Origin of the sequence: Cupriavidus sp. YR651 (assembly GCF_900101625.1) — a bacterium.
Taxonomy (GTDB): domain Bacteria; phylum Pseudomonadota; class Gammaproteobacteria; order Burkholderiales; family Burkholderiaceae; genus Cupriavidus.
In genome coordinates, this window is record NZ_FMYZ01000002.1 from 340441 (window position 1) to 361880 (window position 21440).

23 protein-coding genes and 1 other RNA gene are annotated in these 21440 nt (G+C 63.9%); 19 read left to right on the forward strand and 5 right to left on the reverse strand.

What is annotated here, in order from left to right:
* Positions 1–105 precede the first annotated feature (105 nt).
* The 5 genes from BLR29_RS07685 to BLR29_RS07705 all read left to right on the forward strand — a co-directional run bounded on the left by BLR29_RS07685 (position 106) and on the right by BLR29_RS07705 (position 4836).
* Positions 106–1413 (forward strand): Glu/Leu/Phe/Val family dehydrogenase, encoded by a 1308-nt coding sequence (locus BLR29_RS07685; RefSeq protein ID WP_092135923.1) that lies wholly within the window; start codon positions 106–108, stop codon positions 1411–1413.
* 304 nt (positions 1414–1717) lie between these two features.
* Positions 1718–2617, forward strand: a complete 900-nt coding sequence (locus BLR29_RS07690) for a glutamate/aspartate ABC transporter substrate-binding protein (protein WP_092135925.1) — start codon at positions 1718–1720, stop codon at positions 2615–2617.
* A gap of 65 nt (positions 2618–2682) precedes the next feature.
* Positions 2683–3411 carry an amino acid ABC transporter permease gene (locus tag BLR29_RS07695; RefSeq protein ID WP_092135926.1) on the forward strand — a complete coding sequence of 243 codons (729 nt, stop codon included), beginning with the start codon at positions 2683–2685 and terminating at the stop codon, positions 3409–3411.
* A 10-nt stretch (positions 3412–3421) separates the two neighbouring features.
* Positions 3422–4105, forward strand: a complete 684-nt coding sequence (gltK, locus tag BLR29_RS07700) for a glutamate/aspartate ABC transporter permease GltK (protein ID WP_092135928.1) — start codon at positions 3422–3424, stop codon at positions 4103–4105.
* Entirely contained in the window at positions 4102–4836 is a 735-nt protein-coding gene (locus tag BLR29_RS07705) for an amino acid ABC transporter ATP-binding protein (RefSeq protein ID WP_092135929.1), read from the forward strand. The genes gltK and BLR29_RS07705 overlap by 4 nt, the downstream gene beginning before the upstream one ends.
* 93 nt (positions 4837–4929) lie before the next feature.
* Here BLR29_RS07705 and BLR29_RS07710 read toward each other — a convergent pair whose 3' ends face one another.
* The gene (locus BLR29_RS07710; protein WP_092135930.1) at positions 4930–5760 is read right to left on the reverse strand and encodes a class II glutamine amidotransferase; all 831 of its coding nucleotides are present in this window, start codon (positions 5758–5760) and stop codon (positions 4930–4932) included.
* 132 nt (positions 5761–5892) lie between these two features.
* On the opposite strand from BLR29_RS07710, the gene BLR29_RS07715 reads away from it, so the two are divergent.
* The 5 genes from BLR29_RS07715 to rnpB all read left to right on the forward strand — a co-directional run bounded on the left by BLR29_RS07715 (position 5893) and on the right by rnpB (position 10509).
* Positions 5893–6966 carry a tartrate dehydrogenase gene (locus BLR29_RS07715; RefSeq protein WP_092135932.1) on the forward strand — a complete coding sequence of 358 codons (1074 nt, stop codon included), beginning with the start codon at positions 5893–5895 and terminating at the stop codon, positions 6964–6966.
* Complete coding sequence (locus BLR29_RS07720) at positions 6963–8261, forward strand: glycerate kinase type-2 family protein (RefSeq protein ID WP_092135933.1); 1299 nt, start codon at positions 6963–6965, stop codon at positions 8259–8261. Before BLR29_RS07715 ends, BLR29_RS07720 begins: the two co-directional genes overlap by 4 nt.
* Positions 8262–8311: 50 nt before the next feature.
* Positions 8312–9346: a dihydroorotase gene (gene pyrC / locus BLR29_RS07725; protein WP_092135935.1), complete on the forward strand. Its 1035-nt coding sequence runs from the start codon at positions 8312–8314 to the stop codon at positions 9344–9346.
* A 5-nt stretch (positions 9347–9351) separates the two neighbouring features.
* A complete protein-coding gene (locus BLR29_RS07730) occupies positions 9352–10134 on the forward strand; it encodes a DUF3025 domain-containing protein (RefSeq protein ID WP_092135936.1) in 783 nt (260 codons plus the stop codon).
* Positions 10135–10168: 34 nt separating this feature from the next.
* Positions 10169–10509: RNase P RNA component class A (gene rnpB, locus BLR29_RS07735), an RNA gene on the forward strand.
* 51 nt (positions 10510–10560) lie between these two features.
* On the opposite strand, the gene BLR29_RS07740 is transcribed toward rnpB, so the two are convergent.
* A complete protein-coding gene (locus tag BLR29_RS07740) occupies positions 10561–10983 on the reverse strand; it encodes an OsmC family protein (RefSeq protein ID WP_092135938.1) in 423 nt (140 codons plus the stop codon).
* A gap of 830 nt (positions 10984–11813) precedes the next feature.
* Between BLR29_RS07740 and rplM the strand changes: the two genes are divergently transcribed.
* The 5 genes from rplM (at position 11814) to erpA (ending at position 14655) form a co-directional block, all read left to right on the forward strand.
* On the forward strand, positions 11814–12242 hold the full coding sequence (gene rplM, locus BLR29_RS07745) for a 50S ribosomal protein L13 (protein ID WP_092135939.1): 429 nt from the start codon (positions 11814–11816) through the stop codon (positions 12240–12242).
* 12 nt (positions 12243–12254) lie between these two features.
* Positions 12255–12647, forward strand: a complete 393-nt coding sequence (gene rpsI, locus BLR29_RS07750) for a 30S ribosomal protein S9 (protein ID WP_092135941.1) — start codon at positions 12255–12257, stop codon at positions 12645–12647.
* Positions 12648–12920: 273 nt separating this feature from the next.
* Positions 12921–13664 (forward strand): DUF6776 family protein, encoded by a 744-nt coding sequence (locus tag BLR29_RS07755; protein ID WP_092135942.1) that lies wholly within the window; start codon positions 12921–12923, stop codon positions 13662–13664.
* A gap of 23 nt (positions 13665–13687) precedes the next feature.
* Positions 13688–14185, forward strand: a complete 498-nt coding sequence (locus tag BLR29_RS07760) for a bactofilin family protein (RefSeq protein WP_092135944.1) — start codon at positions 13688–13690, stop codon at positions 14183–14185.
* Positions 14186–14286: 101 nt separating this feature from the next.
* Positions 14287–14655, forward strand: a complete 369-nt coding sequence (gene erpA, locus BLR29_RS07765) for an iron-sulfur cluster insertion protein ErpA (protein WP_092135946.1) — start codon at positions 14287–14289, stop codon at positions 14653–14655.
* 137 nt (positions 14656–14792) lie between these two features.
* Here the strand turns inward: erpA and BLR29_RS07770 are convergent, their stop codons facing one another.
* Positions 14793–15935 (reverse strand): anhydro-N-acetylmuramic acid kinase, encoded by a 1143-nt coding sequence (locus BLR29_RS07770; RefSeq protein ID WP_092135947.1) that lies wholly within the window; start codon positions 15933–15935, stop codon positions 14793–14795.
* Positions 15936–15937: 2 nt separating this feature from the next.
* Positions 15938–17329 carry a M23 family metallopeptidase gene (locus tag BLR29_RS07775; RefSeq protein ID WP_092135949.1) on the reverse strand — a complete coding sequence of 464 codons (1392 nt, stop codon included), beginning with the start codon at positions 17327–17329 and terminating at the stop codon, positions 15938–15940.
* Between the two features lie 233 nt (positions 17330–17562).
* Here BLR29_RS07775 and tyrS point away from each other — a divergent pair, with 233 nt between their 5' ends.
* The 4 genes from tyrS to BLR29_RS07795 are packed head-to-tail and all read left to right on the forward strand — an operon-like array spanning position 17563 to position 20693.
* Positions 17563–18804 (forward strand): tyrosine--tRNA ligase, encoded by a 1242-nt coding sequence (tyrS, locus tag BLR29_RS07780; protein WP_092135951.1) that lies wholly within the window; start codon positions 17563–17565, stop codon positions 18802–18804.
* A 7-nt stretch (positions 18805–18811) separates the two neighbouring features.
* Positions 18812–19282, forward strand: coding sequence for a D-aminoacyl-tRNA deacylase (dtd, locus tag BLR29_RS07785; protein ID WP_092135952.1), 471 nt, complete (start codon positions 18812–18814; stop codon positions 19280–19282).
* Positions 19283–19316: 34 nt separating this feature from the next.
* A complete protein-coding gene (locus BLR29_RS07790; RefSeq protein ID WP_092135954.1) occupies positions 19317–19964 on the forward strand; it encodes a YbhB/YbcL family Raf kinase inhibitor-like protein in 648 nt (215 codons plus the stop codon).
* Between the two features lie 54 nt (positions 19965–20018).
* Positions 20019–20693, forward strand: a complete 675-nt coding sequence (locus tag BLR29_RS07795; RefSeq protein WP_092135956.1) for a histidine phosphatase family protein — start codon at positions 20019–20021, stop codon at positions 20691–20693.
* Between the two features lie 37 nt (positions 20694–20730).
* Here BLR29_RS07795 and BLR29_RS07800 read toward each other — a convergent pair whose 3' ends face one another.
* Complete coding sequence (locus BLR29_RS07800) at positions 20731–21393, reverse strand: queuosine precursor transporter (protein WP_255371160.1); 663 nt, start codon at positions 21391–21393, stop codon at positions 20731–20733.
* Positions 21394–21440 lie beyond the last annotated feature (47 nt).

A 21440-nucleotide genomic window follows, 5' to 3' on the forward strand; every position in this document is an offset into this window, starting at 1 on the left:
TATGCAAGGGTTGCATAACCGTTCGGGGGCGGATGAGCAATCGGCATTGGATTCGGGGTGCGGGGCGCCGATATGCTCCGTGTCACCTTCACTCGGAACCCAACGATGTCTTCCGCAGCACCGTCCAAGTCGTCCGTCAACTCCCATATCCTGCCTTCCTACCTGAACGCCGAGGCGCTCGGGCCCTGGGGCATCTACCTGCAGCAAGTCGACCGCGTCACGCCCTACCTGGGCTCGCTGGCGCGCTGGGTCGAAACGCTGAAGCGCCCCAAGCGTGCGCTGGTCGTGGACGTGCCCATCGAAATGGATAACGGCACGATCGCCCACTACGAGGGCTATCGCGTGCAGCACAACCTGTCGCGCGGCCCGGGCAAGGGTGGCGTGCGTTTCCACCAGGACGTGACGCTGTCGGAAGTGATGGCGCTGTCGGCGTGGATGTCGGTCAAGAACGCCGCGGTCAACGTGCCGTACGGCGGCGCCAAGGGCGGCATCCGCGTGGATCCGCGCTCGCTGTCGAAGGGCGAGCTGGAACGCCTGACCCGCCGCTACACCAGCGAAATCAACATCATCATCGGACCGAGCAAGGACATTCCTGCGCCGGACGTCAATACCAACGCCCAGGTCATGGCCTGGATGATGGATACGTACTCGATGAATTCGGGTAGCACGTCCACCGGCGTGGTGACCGGCAAGCCGATCTCGCTGGGCGGCTCCCTGGGCCGTCACGAGGCCACCGGCCGCGGCGTGTTCGTCGTGGGCTCGGAAGCCGCCCGCAACCTGGGTATGGACATCAAGGGCGCGCGCGTGGCCGTACAGGGTTTCGGCAATGTGGGCGCGGTCGCCGCCAAGCTGTTCCATGAGGCCGGCGCCAAGGTCGTGGCCGTGCAGGATCACCGCACCACGCTGTACAACCCGGCTGGCCTGGATGTTCCGGCGATGATGGAATATGCCTCGCACAGCGGCACCATCGAGGGCTTCCGCGGCGAGGTCCTGGCGACCGGGCAGTTCTGGGAAGTCGAGTGCGACATCCTGATTCCGGCCGCGCTGGAAGGCCAGATCACGGCGGAGAACGCGCCAAAGATCACCGCCCGGCTGGTGATCGAGGGCGCCAACGGCCCGACCACGCCGGAAGCGGATGACATCCTGCGCGAGCGCAACATCCTGGTCTGCCCGGACGTGATTGCCAACGCCGGCGGCGTGACCGTGTCCTACTTTGAATGGGTGCAGGATTTCTCGAGCTTCTTCTGGACCGAGGAGGAAATCAACGAACGCCTGGTACGAATCATGCAAGAAGCCTTCCGGGCGATCTGGCAGGTTGCCCAGGAAAACAAGGTCACGCTGCGTACGGCTGCGTTCATCGTCGCCTGTACGCGAATCCTGCAGGCGCGCGAGATGCGCGGCCTGTATCCCTGATTGAGGCGGGACTTGGAGCGGAGATAGTGCTGCGATGCAGCATGACTCCGCTTCGGCAAATGGCACAACGCGGCGGCCGGAGAGTTCCGGTCGCCGCGTTTTCGTACCTGTGCGGCCCGCAGCCGAATGGCGCAAGCGTTCGCAGTTGTGTCTCATTTTGACGCATCGCCGCGAAACCATGCCCGAAACGGCACCACTTAGGGGAAAAACCCGTTGTTTTGGGTCACGAGCTAAGCAATACTGTTTCGCTGGTGGGACCTTTTTGCTAGAGTCCCGCCTTTCTCTTCATGGTCAAGGAGATGTTATGAATGTAGCCAAGCTGGCTAGCCTGATGATCGCGGCGGGCGTCCTGTGCGGTACCGCGCAGGCAGCCGAGCCGCTGACGGGCACACTGCAGAAGATCAAGGATACGGGTGTTATCACGCTGGGCGTGCGGGATTCTTCGATTCCGTTCAACTACAACCTGGGCGGCGTGCGCCAGGTGGGCTATTCCTACGATATCAACATGAAGATCGTGGAAGCCATCAAGGACCAGCTGAAGCTGCCGAACCTGCAGGTCAAGGAAATCCCGATCACCTCGCAGAACCGCATCACGCTGCTGCAGAACGGCACGATCGACATCGAGTGCGGGTCCACGACCAATAACCTCGAGCGCCAGAAGCAGGCATCGTTTACCACCAGCATCTTCATCATCGGCACCCGCATCATGGTGAAGAAGGATGGCGGCATCAAGGACTGGGCCGACCTGAAGGGCAAGAACGTGGTGACCACCGCCGGTACCACGTCCGAGCGCCTGCTGCGCAAGATGAACGATGACCAGAAGCTGGGCCTCAACATCATCAGCACCAAGGACCATGGCCAGTCGTTCCTGACGCTGGAATCGGGCCGTGCCGTGGCGTTCATGATGGACGACGCGCTGCTCTACGGCGAACGCGCCAAGGCCAAGAACCCGGCCGACTGGATCGTCGTGGGCAAGGCGCAGTCGCGCGAGTCGTACGGCTGCATGATCCGCAAGGATGACGCACCGTTCAAGAAGCTGTCCGACAACGTGATCACCGGCCTGATGAAGGACGGCTCGATCAACACGATGTATGCCAAGTGGTTCATGCAACCGGTGCCGCCGAAGGGCCTGAACCTGGACTTCCCGCTGTCCGAAGACATGAAGGCGCTCTTCAAGACCCCGAACGACAAGGCACTCGACTGATCTCCGCGATCAGGGCAGTGCGAAACGGAAGGAGAAGTCCTTCCGTTTCTTTTTGAGGACGCAACATGGATTACATCTTTCACTGGGGAGTCTTCCTCGAGCAGGCGGCGCAGAACGAAACGTACCTGGACTGGATGATCTCCGGTCTCAAGGTCACGGTCGCGCTGGGCCTGTCCTCGTGGGTGATCGCCCTTGCCATCGGGTCGGTGCTGGGCGTGCTGCGCACCGTGCCGAACAAGTGGCTGTCGGGGCTGGCAGCCACCTACGTCGAAATCTTCCGGAATATTCCGCTGCTCGTGCAGTTGTTCATCTGGTATTTCGTGATGCCGGAGCTGTTGCCCGGCGGCGAGACGATCAAGCAGATGAACCCGTTCGCGCAGCAGTTCGTCGCTGCCATGCTCTGCCTGGGCACGTTTACCGCCGCGCGGGTTTGCGAGCAGGTGCGATCGGGTATCAATTCGCTGCCGCCAGGCCAGCGCAATGCAGGTCTGGCGATGGGCTTCTCGCTGGCGCAGACGTATCGCTACGTGCTGCTGCCGATGTCGTTCCGCGTGATCGTGCCGCCGCTGACCTCCGAGTTCCTGAACATCTTCAAGAACTCCGCGGTCGCGTCGACGATCGGTCTGCTGGAGCTGGCCGCGCAGGGCCGCCAGCTGGTGGACTACACGGCGCGCCCGTACGAGTCGTTCATTGCGGTCACGCTGATGTATGCGCTGATCAATGTGACGGTGATGCTGATCATGCGCTGGGTGGAACGCCGTACCCGCGTGCCGGGCTTCATTGGCGGCAAGTAAGGGGACGATCATGGCATACGAATTCGATTTCACCTCCATCAATCCCTCCACGCTGCACGTGCTGGGCGAGGGCATGCTGGTGTCGCTCAAGATCACCGTCACCGCGGTGGTCGTCGGCATCGTCTGGGGCACCATCCTCGCGATGATGCGCCTGTCCTCCATCAAGCCGCTGAACTGGTTTGCGCAGGGGTACGTGACTATCTTCCGCTCCATTCCGCTGGTGATGGTGCTGCTGTGGTTCTTCCTGATCATTCCGCAGCTGCTGCAGAAGGTGTTCAACCTGTCTCCCGCGGCCGATTTGCGGATGACCTCCGCGCTGGTGGCGTTTGCGCTGTTCGAGGCCGCGTACTACTCGGAAATCATCCGTGCCGGTATCCAGAGCGTGTCGCGCGGGCAGATGTTCGCCGCACAGGCGCTGGGCATGACCTACGGCCAGACCATGCGGCTGGTGGTCCTGCCGCAGGCGTTCCGCAACATGGTGCCGCTGCTGCTGACCCAGGGCATCATCCTGTTCCAGGATACGTCGCTGGTGTACGTGAGCGCGCTGGCTGACTTCTTCGGCCAGGCCTATGGCATTGGCGAGCGCGACGGCCGCATCGTGGAAATGCTGCTGTTCGCCGGTCTCGTGTACTTCCTTATCTGCTTCTCCGCTTCGCTGCTGGTCAAGCGTTACCAGAAAAAGGTGGCTGTATGATCGAAATTAATGACGTTTCCAAGTGGTACGGCGCCTTCCAGGTGCTGACCGACTGCACCACCAAGGTCGCCAAGGGTGAAGTGGTGGTGGTGTGCGGCCCGTCGGGCTCAGGCAAGTCCACGCTGATCAAGACTGTCAACGCGCTGGAGCCGTTCCAGAAGGGCGACATCCTGGTCGATGGCACCTCGGTGGGCAATCCGAAGACCAACCTGCCCAAGCTGCGATCGCGCGTGGGCATGGTGTTCCAGAACTTCGAGCTGTTCCCGCACCTGTCGATCACCGAGAACCTGACCATCGCCCAGATGAAGGTGCTCGGCCGTTCGAAGGAAGAAGCCACCGCCAAGGGCCTGAAGTACCTGGAGCGCGTGGGCCTGAAGAGCCAGGCGGCCAAGTTCCCCGGCCAGCTGTCGGGCGGGCAGCAGCAGCGCGTGGCCATCGCCCGTGCGCTGTCGATGGACCCGATCTGCATGCTGTTCGACGAACCGACGTCGGCGCTGGACCCGGAAATGGTCAACGAGGTGCTGGACGTGATGGTGCAGCTGGCGCAGGAAGGCATGACCATGATGTGCGTGACCCACGAAATGGGTTTTGCACGCAAGGTGGCCAACCGCGTGATCTTCATGGACGCCGGCAAGATCGTCGAGGACTGCGCGAAGGAAGAATTCTTCGGCAACATCGATGCGCGCTCGGACCGCGCCAGGCAATTCCTGTCGAAGATCCTGCATCACTGATCGACGGCCGGCCTGCAAGGCCTGGAAGCAAGAAGGGACGCCTGCTGGCGTCCCTTTTTTCGTTCCGGCACCCGCATCCGCCGCGGCGCGGGATCAGGTGCAGGCGGTGTTCGCCGCGTTCTTCGCCTGCACCTCAGGCGGAATCGGCACGGTCAGCGTCATCGTCGGCAGGCCGTTCTCGAACATGATCAGCTCTCCCGGCGCAAAGCGCGTCCAGGTCTCGTTGTCCGTCAGCGGCGCGGTGGCGATTACCGCCACGCGGTCGTCGGGCGTGGTCACCTGGGCAAAGTCGATCGACAGGTCGGCATCGATCAGATGCGCCTTGGAGAACGGCCACTGCCGCACGATGTAATACAGGTGCGTGGAGCAATGCGCGAAGAGCGCCTGACCGTTGCAGAGCAGGAAATTGAAGACGCCGTGCAGCGTGATGTCGCGCGTGATGTCCGCCAGCGCATGGCCGAGTTCGTTCAGCGGCGGCTGGGATCCCGGAAACCGCTTGCGCAGGCCCTGCATCAGCGTGCAGAACGCCAGTTCGCTGTCGGTGTCGCCCACGGGCTGGTAGACCCCTGAGAGGAACGGCGCAAAGTTCTTCAGGTCGCCGTTGTGGGCAAAGATCCAGTGCCGGCCCCAGAGCTCGCGCATGAACGGGTGGCAGTTCTCCAACAGGACCGTGCCCTGCGTGGCCTTGCGGATATGCGAGATGACGTTCTTGGACTTGATCGGATATTTCTTGATCAGATCCGCCACGGGCGATGTACCGGCCGACTGGTTGTCGATGAACAGCCGGCAGGCCTTGTCTTCGAAGAACGCCACGCCGAAGCCGTCGGAGTGATGGTCGGTCACGCCGCCGCGGGCGGCGAAGCCGGTGAAGGAGAACGTCACGTCGGTAGGCGTGGCGCAGTTCATGCCTAGCAGCTGGCACATGGCGGGGCACCGGTGCGGCAGGGGGCTGCCGCTTTGCAATAGAATGCGGACATTATCCCGCGCGTGCGGGACGCTGCCAAGCGCGGCGCCCGGGCGCCCCCTCAAGCTGTTCAGCCCCGACCCTTCCCAGCCATGAGCCAATACAAGATCGCTGTCATTCCCGGAGACGGAATTGGAACGGAAGTGATGCCCGAAGGCATCCGTGTCATGGACGCCGCCGCGCGCCGCTTTGGCATCGACTTCCAGTGGGACCACTTCGATTTTTCCAGCTACGCCTACTATGAGCGCCACGGCAAGATGCTGCCGGACGACTGGTTCGATACGCTGACGAAGTACGACGCCATCTACTTCGGGGCCGTGGGCTGGCCGGAAAAGATCCCTGACCACGTGTCGCTGTGGGGTTCGCTACTGCAGTTCCGCCGCTCGTTCGATCAATATGTGAACCTGCGTCCCGTGCGGCTGATGCCCGGGATCAAGAGCCCGCTGGCCGATCGCAAGCCCGGAGATATCGACTTCTACGTCGTGCGGGAAAACACCGAGGGCGAGTACTCCAGCATTGGCGGCCGCATGTTCCCGGGCACGGAGCGGGAAATCGTGGTCCAGGAAACGGTCATGAGCCGCACCGGCGTGGATCGTATTCTCAAGTTCGCGTTTGAACTGGCGCAGAAACGCCCGAAGAAGCACCTGACATCGGCCACCAAGTCCAACGGCATTTCGATCACGATGCCCTACTGGGATGAGCGCGTGGAGGCCATGGCCGCCAACTATCCGGGCCTGAAGGTGGACAAGTACCACATCGACATCCTGACCGCACACTTCGTGCAGCACCCGGACTGGTTCGATGTCGTGGTGGCCAGCAACCTGTTTGGCGACATTCTTTCGGACCTGGGACCGGCCTGCACGGGCACGATCGGCGTGGCGCCTTCCGGCAACATCAACCCGGATCGGACCTATCCGAGCCTGTTCGAGCCGGTGCACGGCTCGGCACCGGACATCGCCGGGCGCGGCGTAGCCAACCCGATCGGACAGATCTGGTGCGGCGCGATGATGCTCGAACATCTTGGCCATGCCGAAGCGGGTGCCGCCGTGCTGAGTGCGATCGAAAAGGTCCTGGCCGCGGGCCCGGGCCACGCCCCGTTGACGCGGGATATTGGCGGCACGGCCAGTACCGCCGACCTGGGCCGCGCGATTGCGGAGGCGCTGTGAGCCTGCATATCGATCCCCGTACATTGCTGCTTGATAGCTTCCGCGCAGCGGTTGCCGCCGCCGATCCGCTCCAGATCGTGGCTGACCATCTGCCGGAACCCCATGCGGGTGGCCGGACGCTGGTGGTCGGTGCAGGCAAGGCCGCGGCGTCGATGGCGCTGGCCGTGGAGCAGGCCTACGCGGGCCGAGCCACGCTGGAAGGCATCGTCGTCACGCGCTATGCCCACGGGTTGCCGACCGCGCATATCCGCGTGATCGAGGCGGGCCATCCGGTTCCGGACGAGGCGGGAGAGCAGGCTGCCGCGGAGATTCTCGCGCGCGTCCAGGCGCTGGGGCCCGATGACCGGCTGATCGTGCTGGTTTCCGGCGGTGGCTCCAGCCTGCTGTCGCTGCCGGCCGAGGGTATTCCGATGGCGGATCTGAAGGCCACCACGCGCGAATTGCTGCGCTGCGGCGCGCCGATCACCGAGATGAACATCGTGCGCAAGCACATTTCGCGGATCCAGGGTGGACGTCTGGCGCAGGCCAGCCGCGCGCCGGTGACGACGCTGATCGTCTCCGACGTGGCGGGCGACGACCCGAGCGCGATCGCCTCGGGCCCGACGGTGGCCGATCCGAGTACCTATGGTGACGCACTCGCCATCCTGAAGCGTTATGGCGCGACCGTGCCGGCCACGGTGCAGTCGCATCTGGAGCGCGGTGCGCGCGGCGAGATCGATGAAACGCCAAAGCCTGGCGACCCGTTGTTCGCCCGCGTGGACAATCGCATGATCGCCACGGCGCACGGGAGTCTGGATGCGGCCGCGGCGCTGTTCCGCAAACAAGGCATCCAGCCGGTGGTTCTAGGCGATACCGTCACCGGCGAAGCCCAGGAAGTCGCGCGCGTCTACGCCGCGCTGGTGCGTGAAATTCGCGCGTACAATGCGCCGTTCGCCGCGCCGGTGGCGCTGATTTCCGGGGGCGAATGCACGGTCACATTGCCGGGCGAAGGCGCGGACAAGGCCCGCGGCGGGCGTTGTTCCGAATTCCTGCTGTCGCTGGTCATCGAGCTGGCGGGGGCGGAAAATGTCCATGCAATCGCGGCCGATACCGACGGCATCGATGGCTCCGAGGACAATGCCGGTGCCCTGGCGGCGCCGGATTCGCTGACGCGGGCCGAGGCCGCGGGCATCTCGGCGCGGCGGCAGCTCGATGCGCACGATGCCTGGGGGTTCTTCGACGCGATTGGCGATCTCGTCGTGACCGGCCCGACACGCACCAATGTGAACGATTACCGCGCCATCCTGATTCTCTAACTTCGCACAGTCCCGTCGCTGCCCTCGCGGTTTCGGGACGCATACCAGCAATGACCCAGAAGCTCACGATCACCCGCCCGGACGACTGGCACCTGCACCTGCGCGACGGCGCGGCGCTGGCCGCCGTGCTGCCTGACACCGCGCGCCAGTTTGCCCGCGCGATCATCATGCCGAACCTGAAGCCGCCCGTGACCACGGTGGAGCAGGCCCGTGCCTACCGCGCCCGCATCCTGGCCGCGCTGCCGACCGGCATGACGTTCGAGCCGCTGATGACGCTGTACCTGACCGACAACACGCCGCCCGAGGAAATCGCGGCTGCCAGGGCCAGTGGCTTTATCCATGCGGTGAAGCTGTATCCGGCCGGCGCCACGACCAACAGCGATGCCGGCGTGACCGATATCCGCCGGTGCTACGCCACCCTGGAAGCCATGCAGCGCGAAGGCTTGCCGCTGCTGGTGCATGGTGAGGTGACCGATGGCGACATCGACATCTTCGACCGCGAGGCGGTGTTCATCGACCGCGTGATGCGCCCGCTGCGCAAGGATCTTCCGGAGCTGAAGGTGGTGTTCGAGCACATCACCACGAAGGACGCGGCCGAATATGTCGCCGAGGCCGAAGGTCCGGTCGGCGCGACGATCACCGCTCACCACCTGCTATACAACCGCAACGCAATCTTTACCGGCGGCATTCGTCCGCACTACTACTGCCTGCCGGTGCTCAAGCGCGAAATCCACCGCGAGGCGCTGGTCAAGGCGGCCACGTCGGGCGATGCGCGTTTCTTCCTGGGCACCGACAGCGCGCCGCATGCGCGTGGCCTGAAGGAACATGCCTGCGGCTGTGCCGGTTGCTATACGGCCCTGCACGCGATGGAGCTGTATGCCGAGGCGTTCGACATCGCCGGCGCGCTGGACAAGCTCGAGGCGTTCTCCAGCTTCAACGGCCCGGCGTTCTACGGCCTGCCGCGCAACACGGGCACGCTCACGCTGGCGCGCGAGGACTGGGAGCTGCCGGCGGAACTGCCGTTTGGCGACACCACGCTGGTGCCGCTGCGTGGCGGCGAAACGCTGCGCTGGAAGGCGCGCTGAGCGCATTGTTTGACGGCATCGATTGGACGCGGCCGTGGTTCCGGCCATTTGCCGCGTCCGGCATGGCACTGGACGGCGGCGATGTCCGGCAGGCACTCAGCCGGCAAGCTGCTGGCCTGACCAATGCCCGGGGGCTGCCCCTACGGTTCGTACCGCAGGCCGCGCTGCCGGACGGTCAGGCCTACGAATCCCACATCTTCGCGACCGGTGAGGTGCCGACGCGCGACAATCTCCACGACGTGTTCAATGCGCTCGTCTGGCTGCATTTTCCCGAGACCAAATCGCTGCTGAACCGGCTGCAGGCCGACGCGATTGATCGGGACGGCATCCAACCCGTGCGCGGAGGGGTGCGTGATGCGGCAACGCTGTTCGACGAGAACGCGGTGATCCTGGTCACAGAGGACGCTGGCCTGGTGGCGGCATTGCGCGGGTTTGCATGGCGCAGTCTTTTTATCGACCGCCGGGCGGCCTGGCCCGAAGCCGTCACCGTAGTGCCGTTCGGCCATGCGTTGCTGCAAAAGCTCGTGCGGCCGTACAAAGCCGTGACGGCTCATGCCTGGTGGATCGCGGCGCCCCCGAATACCCCGCGAGAGGAACTGGACCGGCTGCTGGCGCGGTCGCTCGCCACGGCGGCGGATCAGGGGACATTGCAGGGCGGGCGCTGCTTCGCGCCGCTCCCGGTACTGGGCATTCCGGGCTGGTGTGACGAAAACGCCGAGCCGGCGTTCTATGACGACGTCTCCGTGTTTCGCCCGGGCCGGCGCGGGTCGGCTGCAGTGACGGGCTGACCTGCCGATCCATCAGTGTTAGACTGCGGCCCGCAAAGCAGGCCAGACAACCGCTGCTTGCGTCGCAAGGCGCAAGGGGAGGAAAGTCCGGACTCCACAGGGCAGGGTGTTGGCTAACAGCCATCCACGGCAACGTGCGGAATAGGGCCACAGAGACGAGTCTTGCCGCCAGGTTCGCCTGGCGGGAAGGGTGAAACGCGGTAACCTCCACCTGGAGCAATCCCAAATAGGCAGGCGCTGAAGCGGCCCGCTGAGCCTGCGGGTAGGGAGCTGGAGCCGGCCGGTAACGGTCGGCCTAGAGGAATGGTTGTCACGCGTCGTCCGCCGCAAGGTGGGCGGGGTGCACAGAATCCGGCTTATCGGCCTGCTTTGCTTCTGTTTCCCAAGCCACCCGGCGCGGCCGGGCGGCGTCTTCGGTCGGGGCGTTCAGCCCTCGACGATTTCCATCGTGTGCGTGATCTCGGCGGTCTTGGCCAGCATGATCGAGGCCGAGCAATACTTTTCGTGCGACAGCTCGATCGCGCGTTCCACCTTGACGGGGTCCAGGCCGCGGCCGGTAACCGTGAAGTGGAAATTGATCTTCGTGAAGACCTTCGGATCGGCGTCGGCGCGCTCGGCTTCGAGCCTGACCGAGCAGCCGCGCACGTCCTGGCGGCCGCGCTTGAGGATCAGTACCACGTCATAGGCCGTGCAGCCGCCCGTGCCGAGCAGCACCATTTCCATGGGGCGCGGCGCAAGGTTGTTGCCGCCGCCATCGGGTGCACCGTCCATCGCAACGATGTGACCGCTACCGGTCTGGGCCACAAAGCTCATGCCCTCGGGGCCCATCCATGTCACTTTGCATTCCATTTTGTTCGTTCCTTGGTTCCTGATTGTGTGTTTTCGCTCACGTCCGCGTGATCACGAATCTTGCATTTGCTGAGTATATGACATCGGGGTGCGGCGTCGCGGCCAAGGGATTTCCCGCGCAAATCCGAGGGTTTCCTCTAAGTCGGCGTCTGACTGTCATCCGATGACTTTCCTCAAGCGGTTGTTTTTAAAGAATATTGTGTTCTTGTGTGTATCGTGTAGGGCATTTCGTAATATGCAATGCGATTTCGCAGTGCAAATTTTCTTGCATCCGCGGGACCTGCATGTATAATTCCAGTCATTGAACGACGGCGCATGCAGCGCGCCAGAGTGCGAAAGCGAAAGTCAGGTAATCAACACCTCCATCGCTCGCCGCACCGCCCGCCACGACCGGCACCGTCGATCACCCAGTGTCTCCTCCACCCTCCTCCTTTGGTGGATTCAAACCCAAGTCCAACCGACTTGGGTTTTTTTTCGTCCGTGCTTTTGTCCATGCTTTCGTCGATGGCAAGCGGTGACAGATCTCGAAGACAGGGCTCGCGGAGGCAATTATCCAGGCCCGGCGCACATCGCGTGGCGCCGGAGCCGCATGTTTGCGCGGGTTGCTCGGCATCGGGTCGGACATCTTGACGAAAAGCCACGACTTTGCTTGTGCGTTCCAGTCGTCCGCCAGTATAATCGACGGCTTTTCCGGTCATTGCCCCCGGGAAAGAAGTCAGGGAGAGCCTGCAAATACAAGCAGGAAGGTCAGGTCCAAAGGGCCGGCCGATCGACAGGACGCTAAAACGGCGACCGTCAAATCGGGCAGTATTCAATAGTCAGGAAAAATCATGAAGACCTTTTCCGCCAAGCCTCATGAGGTAAAGCGCGACTGGTACGTGATTGACGCGACGGACAAGGTCCTCGGCCGTGTTGCCAGCGAAGTGGCACGCCGACTGCGCGGCAAGCACAAGCCGGAATTTACTCCGCACGTCGACACCGGTGATTACATCATCATCGTCAACGCAGCAAAGCTGCGCGTCACGGGTACCAAAGAAACGGACAAGAAGTATTACCGCCACTCGGGTTACCCGGGCGGTATCTACGAAACGACGTTCGGCAAGATGCAGCAACGTTTCCCGGGCCGCGCCCTGGAAAAGGCTGTGAAGGGCATGCTGCCGAAGGGTCCGCTGGGCTATGCGATGATCAAGAAGCTGAAGGTTTACGCCGAAGCCGAGCATCCGCATGAAGCGCAGCAGCCCAAGGTGCTGGAAATCTAAGGGGGCCAATCCATGATCGGTAACTGGAATTACGGTACTGGCCGCCGCAAGAGCGCTGTGGCACGTGTCTTCATCAAGTCGGGCAAGGGCGACATCGTCGTCAATGGCAAGCCCATCAATGAGTACTTCGCTCGCGAAACCTCGCTGATGATCGTGCGCCAGCCGCTGGAACTGACGGCTCACGCCGAGACGTTCGACATCAAGGTCAACGTCACCGGTGGTGGCGAAACCGGCCAGGCCGGTGCTGTCCGTCACGGCATCACCCGCGCCCTGATCGACTATGACGCCACGCTGAAGTCGGCGCTGTCGAAGGCTGGCTACGTCACGCGCGATGCACGTGAAGTGGAACGTAAGAAGGTCGGTCTGCACAAGGCACGTCGCCGGAAGCAGTTCTCGAAGCGCTGATGCGCATTCGCAGGTTCGCTCTGGCGAGCCTTGCGAATCCGGAAAAACCGCACGATTCGTCGTGCGGTTTTTTTTTGCCCCGACTCGCGCTGTGGCTCGTGATTCGACTCGAATACGTTACAGAGATGGGTAAGTGTTCCAGTTGTCATACTTGTCATTCGCACAATGACCGTCCGGAGATACAATCACGGGCCTGCGAATGGAGAGGCAAATCATGGAGCACTGGATTGCCGGGCAGTTTGGCGGCCACCGCGCGTCGAGCCGGGTAGCCAGATGGGCCTGAAGTACCGGCCGTTGCGGCCTCGCAAGGGTTTGCGGACGTCGCGCGCGATGCTTCGCGGGCATCGCTCGTGGCGAACATGGGCGCTGAGCGTTGCGCTGTTGCTGTTCGTCGGTACGTGTCTGGCCTTCTGGGCCTACACCGCCAACAGCCGAATGACCGGCGGACAGGAACTGGCCGCGGTCAATGCACAACTGCGCACGCAACTGGCGGACGTAACGGCCGAGCGCGACCGGTTGCGGGCGGGTGCGGACACGGCGGAGGCGCAGCTGGAGATGGCGCATGCGGCGCAGGATCAGCTCGCCCGGCAGTTGAAGACCGCGGAAGCGGAGGCCGGGCAGTTGAAGGAGGACCTGGGATTTTTCGAGACACTCCTGCCTACGTCCGGCGATACCTCGGGCATTCACGTCCGGAGTTTCCGGGTCGCGATGGATGAAACTCGACCGCATGCCATGCACTATCGTTTGCTCGTGATGCAGGGTGGCTCCAAGGCTTTTGTCGAGCAGCCGGAATTTCGGGGTGAATTGCAGTTCATAATTTCAGCAATTCGGAGTGGGAAGCCGTTAACGCTCACGGTGCCTCAGCCGAGCGAGCCGCCCTTGCCGGCGGTTCGGCTCACGCATTACCAGCGCATCGAAGGCGATCTGGGGATTCCCCAGGATGCCGAAGTCCGCGCCGTATCAGTCCGTGTTCTTCAGAACGGGCAGGTGCGCGCGACACAGTCGGTAACGCCGTAGTTCGCGAGAACAAGGAGAAGAACATGCTGTTTTCGAAGAAGAAAGGCCTGTCCATCGATACGCTCGTGGGCCAGGATACCGCCATCGAAGGCGATGTGACGTTTTCCGGCGGGCTGCGGCTGGATGGTCGCGTGCGTGGCAACGTGGTTGCCGCCGACGGTAAGCCCAGCATGCTCGTCATCAGCGAAAAAGGGATCGTCGAAGGGGAGGTTCGCGTTGGCCACCTGATCCTCAATGGCACCGTGACGGGACCTGTTCACGCTGGTGAGTTGCTCGAGCTGCAACCGCATGCTCGCGTCCATGGTGAGGTGCACTATGCTGCGCTTGAAATGCATCAAGGTGCCATCGTCGAAGGTCGTCTGGTGCCGCTGGTCCAGGGCGAAGTGAAGGCACTGCCGAACTTCTCCGGCTCCGCCGAGGCCAAAACAGGCAAGGCGGACAAGGCAACGGATCAATCCCCCGACGCGGCGGCGATGCAGGACGACGACAACGCCCCTGAACGCGCGGGTGTGCCCGCATGAGCATGTGGCGTTAGCGCCCAGAGCCCCTTGAAAACAAAGGGCTTCGGCACGATTTGTGAGTAGCGCTTAGAATACGAGCGTATCTAAACAGGAGAACCCCCATGAACGCAGTCGCAGAGGCACCCGTAACCGAGGACGTGCCGGCACCGTTCGTCTTTACCGACAGCGCCGCCGACAAGGTCAAGCAGTTGATCGAGGAAGAGGGCAATGCCGAGCTGAAGCTGCGCGTGTTTGTGCAGGGCGGCGGCTGCTCTGGCTTCCAATACGGCTTCACGTTTGACGAAGACGTCAACGAAGACGACACCACGATGGTCAAGAACGGCGTCACGCTGCTGATCGACTCGATGAGCTATCAGTACCTGGTAGGCGCTGAGATCGACTACAAGGAAGACATCAACGGCGCCCAGTTTGTGATCAAGAACCCGAACGCTTCGACCACCTGTGGTTGCGGCTCGTCGTTCTCGGTCTGAGACCGCAGCCTTGCTCAGCAAAAAAGCGCACTTCGGTGCGCTTTTTTGTTTCTGGATGCTGACGGGGCCTGAGGGGCTGGCACTCGGCCAGGCAAGCACTGCACGCAGACCCATGTGCAGCGCTTCGCGCGCTCGGTTCAACGCGGGTAAATCGCCCCGAGAACGCGCGAGCCCGTGGCACCAGTGACCGTGGGGACGTTGCCCGGTGCCCGAAGCAGGCACTGGCGCGCCAGCCAGGCGAAGGCGAGGGCCTCCACCTGCGATACGGGCACGCCGAAGTCATCCGTCGTTTGTACGCTGACGCCCGGCAGCAGTCGCGCCAACGTTGCCATGACGAAGCCGTTGCGCGCGCCGCCACCACAGACGATCAGTCGACTCGCATCGGCGGCGTACGCCTGCACATCGCGCGCGATGGCCGTGGCTGTCAGCGTGGCCAGCGTGGCCTGGATGTCCCTGGTCGCCGGCTGCTGTTCGCCGAGTGGCGTGAGTAATGCCTGCAACCATCCGGGATGAAAGAGATCGCGTCCGGTGCTCTTGGGAGGCGCCGCGCGGAAGTACGGCTCCGCCAGGCATTGTTCGAGGAGTGTCGCGTCGACCTTGCCGCTGGCCGCCCATGCACCGTCGTCGTCGTATGGCAGGCCGCGATGGCGAAGGATCCAGTCGTCGAGCAGCGCATTGCCGGGGCCGCAGTCGAAGCCGGTCACCGGACGGCCCGTGCTGGCCGCCGGCAGGATGCTGATGTTGGAGATGCCGCCGATATTGCAGACCACTCGCGTCTCGTCAGGCACGCCGAACAGCGCTGCATGCACCGCGGGCACCAAGGGCGCGCCTTGGCCCCCGGCGGCGATATCGCGGCTGCGGAAGTCCGCCACCACGTCGATTCGCGTGAGCTCTGCCAGCAATGCCGGATGCTGGCTCTGCCGTGTGTAGCCGATGTTGTCGTATTGACCGGGCCGGTGACGGATAGTCTGGCCGTGCGCGCCGATCGCGGCCACCGTTGCGGCGGAGACGCCGGACAGCCGCAGCAGCGTGGCCACGCAATCGGCATAGACGCGTGCCAGGGCGTTGGCTGCCATCGCCTCGCGGTGAATCTCATCGTCGCCGGGCTGCTGGAGCGCGCCAAATGCCTCGCGCACCGCTGCCGGAAACGGCTCGTGGGCCGCTGCCAGTACCAAGGGCTGCTCACCCGAGAAATCGACGAGCACGCCGTCCGCGCCGTCCATGCTGGTGCCCGACATCAGGCCGATGAATCGCTCGCTGGGCACCGGGGGCACGGACATGGTTAGTTGCTGGCGGTCAGGACGTTGTAGGTGCGCAGCATGTTGATGCGGCTCAGCATGGCGCTGGTATAGGTCAGGAACTGCGCGCGTGACTTGCCGGTCAACGTCGGCGCTTCCATCAGCGTGATGGTGAGCGGGTTCTGCGGCACGTCGTTGAAGCGGAACTCGTAGTGCAGGTGCGGGCCTGTTGCCCAGCCCGTGGAGCCGACGAACCCGATCACCTGACCCTGGTTCACGTGCTGGCCCTGGCGCACGCCGGAAAAGCCGGACAGGTGGGCGTAGTAAGTCGAATAGCCGCCCGCATGTTGCAGCACGATGATATTGCCGTAGCCGTTCTGCTGGCCAACGAACTCCACGGTGCCGTCACCGGACGCAAAGACCTTGGTGCCTTGCGGCGCGGCAAAGTCCACGCCCTTGTGCTGCGCCCACCTGTGGTGCAACGGATGATCGCGGCCACCGAAGCCCGACGACACGCGTGAAAACTCCACCGGCGATCGCAGGAACGGGCGCTTCATGCTGCGGCCGTCGAACGTGTAGTAGGCGCCCGGCTCGCCGTCTTCCGGCGCGTACCAGAGCGCCTGGTGCAGGGCGTTGCGGTTGATCAGTTCCACGGCCACCACACGGCCGTTGCGCACGAAGCTGCCATCGCGGAAGCCAGCTTCGTAGATGATGCGGAAGCGGTCGCCGCGTGCAATGTCGTGATGGAAGTCGATGACACCCGAGAAGATCGAGATCATCTGTTCGACGATTTCGTCCGGGACGTTGGCCGCGTCCATCGACTTGAAGAAGCCTGCCGCATCGATGGCGCCGGACGCCATCTCATAGTGCACGTCGTTGTCGACGGTCTGGATGCGGGCCTTGTAGGTGTAGTCGCCGCCTTCGGTCTTCGGCGCCACGCGCTCGATCACCAGTTCGCGGGAAGCGGCGGCATCGCCGCCTAGATTGGCCTGCAACGACACCAGCAGGTTGCTGTCGTCGATTTCCGCCTGCAAGGCCTGGCCCGGGTTCAGGTTGAACAGGCCGCGGGCGGTGGGGTTCTTGAGGATGAAGGACTGCGCATCGGGATCGTCGACGCCCAGGCGGCGCAGCACGGTGGCGATGGTGTCGCCGCGCTGCATGCGATCCTGCCGCACATAAATGCTGGAGTCGGTCTCGGTCAGCTGATCCAGCTGTGCGCGCAGGTCTGGCATGCGCAGGGGTTGCAGCACGCGGGGTGCCTGGGGATCTATATAGGCGTTGCGGGGGGCGACGCCCATCGCCGCTGCCATGCCGAGCGTGAAAACCGTACCGACCGCAACGGTCAGTTGCTTCCGGCGCCGGGCATGCTGGGGGTTGGTCGGGTCGACAAGCACCACCAGCTCGCGCGCGAAAACTTCGCGGAGTCTGGACCACATCACGTAAAATTCAGCCTTAAATTCGGGCTCCGCTGCCGCGACGATGTGTATCGCCTGCCTTCCTCCCCCGAGGTGCGGCGCGGGCCGTGTTGGTTTGCCGCCTGCGTTGCCGCCTACAATGACGGTTTGGCGGTTGGCCGGCGGGTAGTCCCACCAGGCGCAAAGCGCGAATTATACCAGAACGCTGCCAGCCATACTTCGAAGATTTCCTATTTATTTCAACGACTTACGTCATGACTGAAGTGTCCCCGGCCGCCGCGGCCAAATATCCACTTACGCCGTCGGTGATGCGCGCACTTGAGGTCACGAGACGTGGCTGCGACGAGCTGCTGATCGAATCCGAATGGCTGCAGAAGCTAGCCCGCAGCGAAGCCACCGGCGTGCCCCTGCGGATCAAGCTCGGCCTGGATCCGACCGCGCCCGACATCCACCTCGGCCACACCGTGGTCCTCAACAAGCTGCGCCAGCTGCAGGACCTTGGCCACCAGGTCATCTTCCTGATCGGCGACTTCACGTCCACCATCGGCGATCCCTCGGGCCGCAACGCCACGCGTCCTCCGCTCACCCGCGAGCAGATCGAGGCCAACGCCCAGACCTACTACCGTCAGGCCAGCCTGGTACTCGACCCGTCGAAGACCGAGATCCGCTACAACAGCGAGTGGAGCGACCCCCTCGGCGCGCGCGGCATGATCCAGCTGGCGGCCAAATACACGGTCGCGCGGATGATGGAGCGCGACGACTTCACCAAACGGTTCCGGTCTGGGATTCCGATTTCGGTCCATGAGTTCCTTTATCCGCTCATGCAGGGCTACGATTCCGTCGCGCTGAAGTCGGACCTTGAGCTCGGCGGCACCGACCAGAAGTTCAACCTGCTGGTCGGCCGCGAACTGCAGAAGGAATACGGGCAGGAGCCGCAGTGCATCCTGACCATGCCGCTGCTGGTGGGCCTGGACGGCGTGGAAAAGATGTCGAAGTCCAAGAACAACTACATCGGCGTGACGGAAGCCCCGAACGACATGTTCGGCAAGCTGATGAGCATCTCGGACGACCTGATGTGGCAGTACTTCACGCTGCTGTCTTTCCGCCCGATGAGCGAGATCGACCTGATGAAGGAGGAGATCGCGCTGGGCCGCAATCCGCGCGACTGCAAGGTGGCGCTGGCGCAGGAGATCGTCACGCGCTTCCACAGCGCCGCCGATGCCGAGAAGGCCCTGGAAGACTTCAATCACCGCGCGCGCGGCGGCGTGCCGGACGACATTCCCTCGGTAAGCCTCGCCGGCGCGCCGCTGGGCATCGCCCAGCTGCTCAAGCAGGCCAACCTGGTGCCCTCGACCTCCGAGGCCAACCGCAACATCGAGCAGGGCGGCGTGAAGATCGACGGCGCCGTGGTCGGCGACAAGGCGACCAAAGTGGCGGCCGGCACCTACGTGGTCCAGGTGGGCAAGCGCCGCTTTGCGCGCGTGACCCTGGCCTGATGGCGCGATGATTGCCTTGATCCAGCGCGTGGCCCAGGCCCGCGTCACCGTGGAGGGCCGTACCACCGGCGAGATCGGCGCGGGGCTGCTGGCGCTGGTCTGCGCCGAACGCGGCGACACCGAGGCCCAGGCCGAGCGCCTGCTGGCCAAGATGCTCGCCTACCGCGTGTTCTCGGATGCCGACGGCAAGATGAACCTGCCCGTGCAGAACATCGACGGCAATGGGACCGCCGGTGGCCTGCTGGTGGTGTCGCAATTCACGCTCGCGGCCGATACCAACAGCGGCACGCGGCCCAGCTTTACACCGGCGGCGTCCCCCGAGGACGGCCGCCGGCTGTACGACCACTTCGTGACCCGCGCCCGCGCCGCGCATCCGTCGGTCCAGACCGGCGAATTCGGCGCGATGATGCAGGTCAGCCTGACCAACGATGGCCCGGTGACGTTCTGGCTGCGCGTAGCGCCGGCCGGCACGGCATGACGCCACGGCCATCGATACCCTGAAGGAGATCCCCATGAAACTCTGGAGCAAGGCCTTTGCCGACAATGCGCCGATTCCCGGCGAGTTCGCCTTCTGCGTGCCCGATGCGGCGAACCACGTGGCGTTGTCGAACAACCGCAACCCGGACCTGCATTGGGACGACGTGCCGGCTGGCACGCGGTCGTTCGCGCTGATCTGCCATGATCCCGATGTGCCCAGCAAGGGCGACGACGTGAACCAGGAAGGCCGTGAAGTGCCGGCGTCGCTGCCGCGCGTGGATTTCTTCCACTGGGTGCTGGTCGATATCCCGCCCGGCCTGAACACGATCTCGGCCGGCTCGCACAGCGACGGCGTGATCGCGCGCGGCAAGCCGGGGCCGGAGGCGCTGGTCGGCACCGCCACGGCTGGCGGCCTGCGTCACGGCCTGAATGACTACACGGGCTGGTTTGCGAACGATCCGGACATGAAGGGCGACTACTTCGGCTATGACGGCCCGTGCCCGCCGTGGAACGACTCGATCGTCCACCACTATGTGTTCACCGTGTATGCGCTCGATATCGACCGCCTGCCCGTCGAAGGCAACTTCACGGGCGCCGACGCTCGCCGCGCCATCCAGGGCCACGTGCTGGCGCAAGCCAGCGTGACCGGCACGTACACGCTCAACCCCAACGTCGCCAGGTAATTCAACCGTCGCCGGGCGAGAGACCCGGCGCGGACGTCGCCCCAAGGAACCGGCATGTCGCAAAGCACCGGGCCGCAGTCGCTGGCCTTCACCCACCTGATCGTGATCCGCCATGGCGAGACGGCCTGGAACAAGGAACGGCGCCTGCAAGGCCAGATCGACATCCCGCTGAACGACACGGGCCGTGCGCAGGCGCGCGCGCTGGCCGAGGCGCTGGCTGGCGAGCCGATCGACGCGGTCTATTCGAGCGACCTCGGCCGTGCGATGGAAACCGCCGCGCCGCTGGCCGGGACGCTGGGGTTGCCGGTGCGTCCGGAGCCGCGCCTGCGCGAGCGCTGCTACGGCGACCTGCAAGGCATGACGTACGCGGAGGTGGCGGAAAAGCGCCCGGAGGATTTCGCACGCTGGCAGGCACGCGTGCCGGACTACGCGCCACCGGCAGGTGAATCCTTGCTCACCTTTCATGAGCGTGCCGTCGAGATTGCGCTGTCGCTGTCGCGCCGGCATCCGGGCGAGCGCATCGCGCTGGTCGCCCATGGCGGCGTGCTCGACTGCCTCTATCGCGAGGCCACCGGCATGACGCTGGAGGCGCCACGCCAGCACGAACTTCTCAACGCCAGTGTCAACCGGCTGCGTAGCGACAGCACGCACCTGACGCTGCTGCAGTGGGCCGACGTGGCCCATCTGGAGGCGCTGGCGCTGGATGAGGTGGACAAGCGGGTGCCCTGAGCCTGCCTGGACCCGCCCGCGTCCAGCCCCGGCCCGTTCAGACCTTCAGCCGGAACGGCGTGAAGTTGGTGTGGCGATCGAACCAGTCCTCGTTCTCCGCCCGCTTCAGGAAGCCGACTACCTTGTAGGTCACGGGCGTCATCACGACCTCCCAGCCGGTTTTGAGCACGTACTGGGCTACCGCCACCTGGATCACCTTTTCCAGCGGCCAGATGCCATAGAACGCAATCACGTAGAACAAGGACGAGTCGACGAGCTCGCCCGCCAGTGTCGAGCCGATCGTGCGCGTCCACAGCCAGCGGCCACCCGTCCATAGCTTCATCTTGGCCAGCACGTAGCTGTTGGCAAAGCTGCCGCAGCAGAAGGCGATCAGCGACCCCAGTGCAATCCGCCATGTGTTGCCGAACACCTCCTCCAGGCTTTTCTGATAGTCCGCCATGAACGGCGCCACCGGCATCTTCAGCACCACCAGGCTCATGAACGTGGCGAAGGCCAGCGCCGCGAAACCGGCCCAAACCACGCGACGATCCCGCCCATAGCCGTAAACCTCGGTCAGCACGTCGCCGAAGATGTAGGAGATCGGGAAGAACAGCACGCCGGCGCCAAAGACGACCGGCCCCAGCACTGGCAGGTCGACCTGCGCCGCCTTGGCGGCGCCAATCAGGTTGGAGCAGAGCAGCACCGTGACGAATGCCACCATCACGAGGTCGTAGTAGCGATAGACGCGTCCGGTATGTGTGGAGGGGG

Bases quoted from the DNA above. Each gene is read 5' to 3' on its own strand.
- BLR29_RS07685 (WP_092135923.1), top strand. From the start codon at position 106: ATGTCTTCCGCAGCACCGTCCAAGTCGTCCGTCAACTCCCATATCCTG.
- BLR29_RS07690 (WP_092135925.1), top strand. From the start codon at position 1,718: ATGAATGTAGCCAAGCTGGCTAGCCTGATGATCGCGGCGGGCGTCCTG.
- BLR29_RS07695 (WP_092135926.1), top strand. From the start codon at position 2,683: ATGGATTACATCTTTCACTGGGGAGTCTTCCTCGAGCAGGCGGCGCAG.
- gltK (WP_092135928.1), top strand. From the start codon at position 3,422: ATGGCATACGAATTCGATTTCACCTCCATCAATCCCTCCACGCTGCAC.
- BLR29_RS07705 (WP_092135929.1), top strand. From the start codon at position 4,102: ATGATCGAAATTAATGACGTTTCCAAGTGGTACGGCGCCTTCCAGGTG.
- BLR29_RS07710 (WP_092135930.1), bottom strand. From the start codon at position 5,760: ATGTGCCAGCTGCTAGGCATGAACTGCGCCACGCCTACCGACGTGACG.
- BLR29_RS07715 (WP_092135932.1), top strand. From the start codon at position 5,893: ATGAGCCAATACAAGATCGCTGTCATTCCCGGAGACGGAATTGGAACG.
- pyrC (WP_092135935.1), top strand. From the start codon at position 8,312: ATGACCCAGAAGCTCACGATCACCCGCCCGGACGACTGGCACCTGCAC.
- BLR29_RS07740 (WP_092135938.1), bottom strand. From the start codon at position 10,983: ATGGAATGCAAAGTGACATGGATGGGCCCCGAGGGCATGAGCTTTGTG.
- rplM (WP_092135939.1), top strand. From the start codon at position 11,814: ATGAAGACCTTTTCCGCCAAGCCTCATGAGGTAAAGCGCGACTGGTAC.
- rpsI (WP_092135941.1), top strand. From the start codon at position 12,255: ATGATCGGTAACTGGAATTACGGTACTGGCCGCCGCAAGAGCGCTGTG.
- BLR29_RS07755 (WP_092135942.1), top strand. From the start codon at position 12,921: ATGGGCCTGAAGTACCGGCCGTTGCGGCCTCGCAAGGGTTTGCGGACG.
- BLR29_RS07760 (WP_092135944.1), top strand. From the start codon at position 13,688: ATGCTGTTTTCGAAGAAGAAAGGCCTGTCCATCGATACGCTCGTGGGC.
- erpA (WP_092135946.1), top strand. From the start codon at position 14,287: ATGAACGCAGTCGCAGAGGCACCCGTAACCGAGGACGTGCCGGCACCG.
- BLR29_RS07770 (WP_092135947.1), bottom strand. From the start codon at position 15,935: ATGTCCGTGCCCCCGGTGCCCAGCGAGCGATTCATCGGCCTGATGTCG.
- BLR29_RS07775 (WP_092135949.1), bottom strand. From the start codon at position 17,329: ATGTGGTCCAGACTCCGCGAAGTTTTCGCGCGCGAGCTGGTGGTGCTT.
- tyrS (WP_092135951.1), top strand. From the start codon at position 17,563: ATGACTGAAGTGTCCCCGGCCGCCGCGGCCAAATATCCACTTACGCCG.
- dtd (WP_092135952.1), top strand. From the start codon at position 18,812: ATGATTGCCTTGATCCAGCGCGTGGCCCAGGCCCGCGTCACCGTGGAG.
- BLR29_RS07790 (WP_092135954.1), top strand. From the start codon at position 19,317: ATGAAACTCTGGAGCAAGGCCTTTGCCGACAATGCGCCGATTCCCGGC.
- BLR29_RS07795 (WP_092135956.1), top strand. From the start codon at position 20,019: ATGTCGCAAAGCACCGGGCCGCAGTCGCTGGCCTTCACCCACCTGATC.
- BLR29_RS07800 (WP_255371160.1), bottom strand. From the start codon at position 21,393: ATGGTGGCATTCGTCACGGTGCTGCTCTGCTCCAACCTGATTGGCGCC.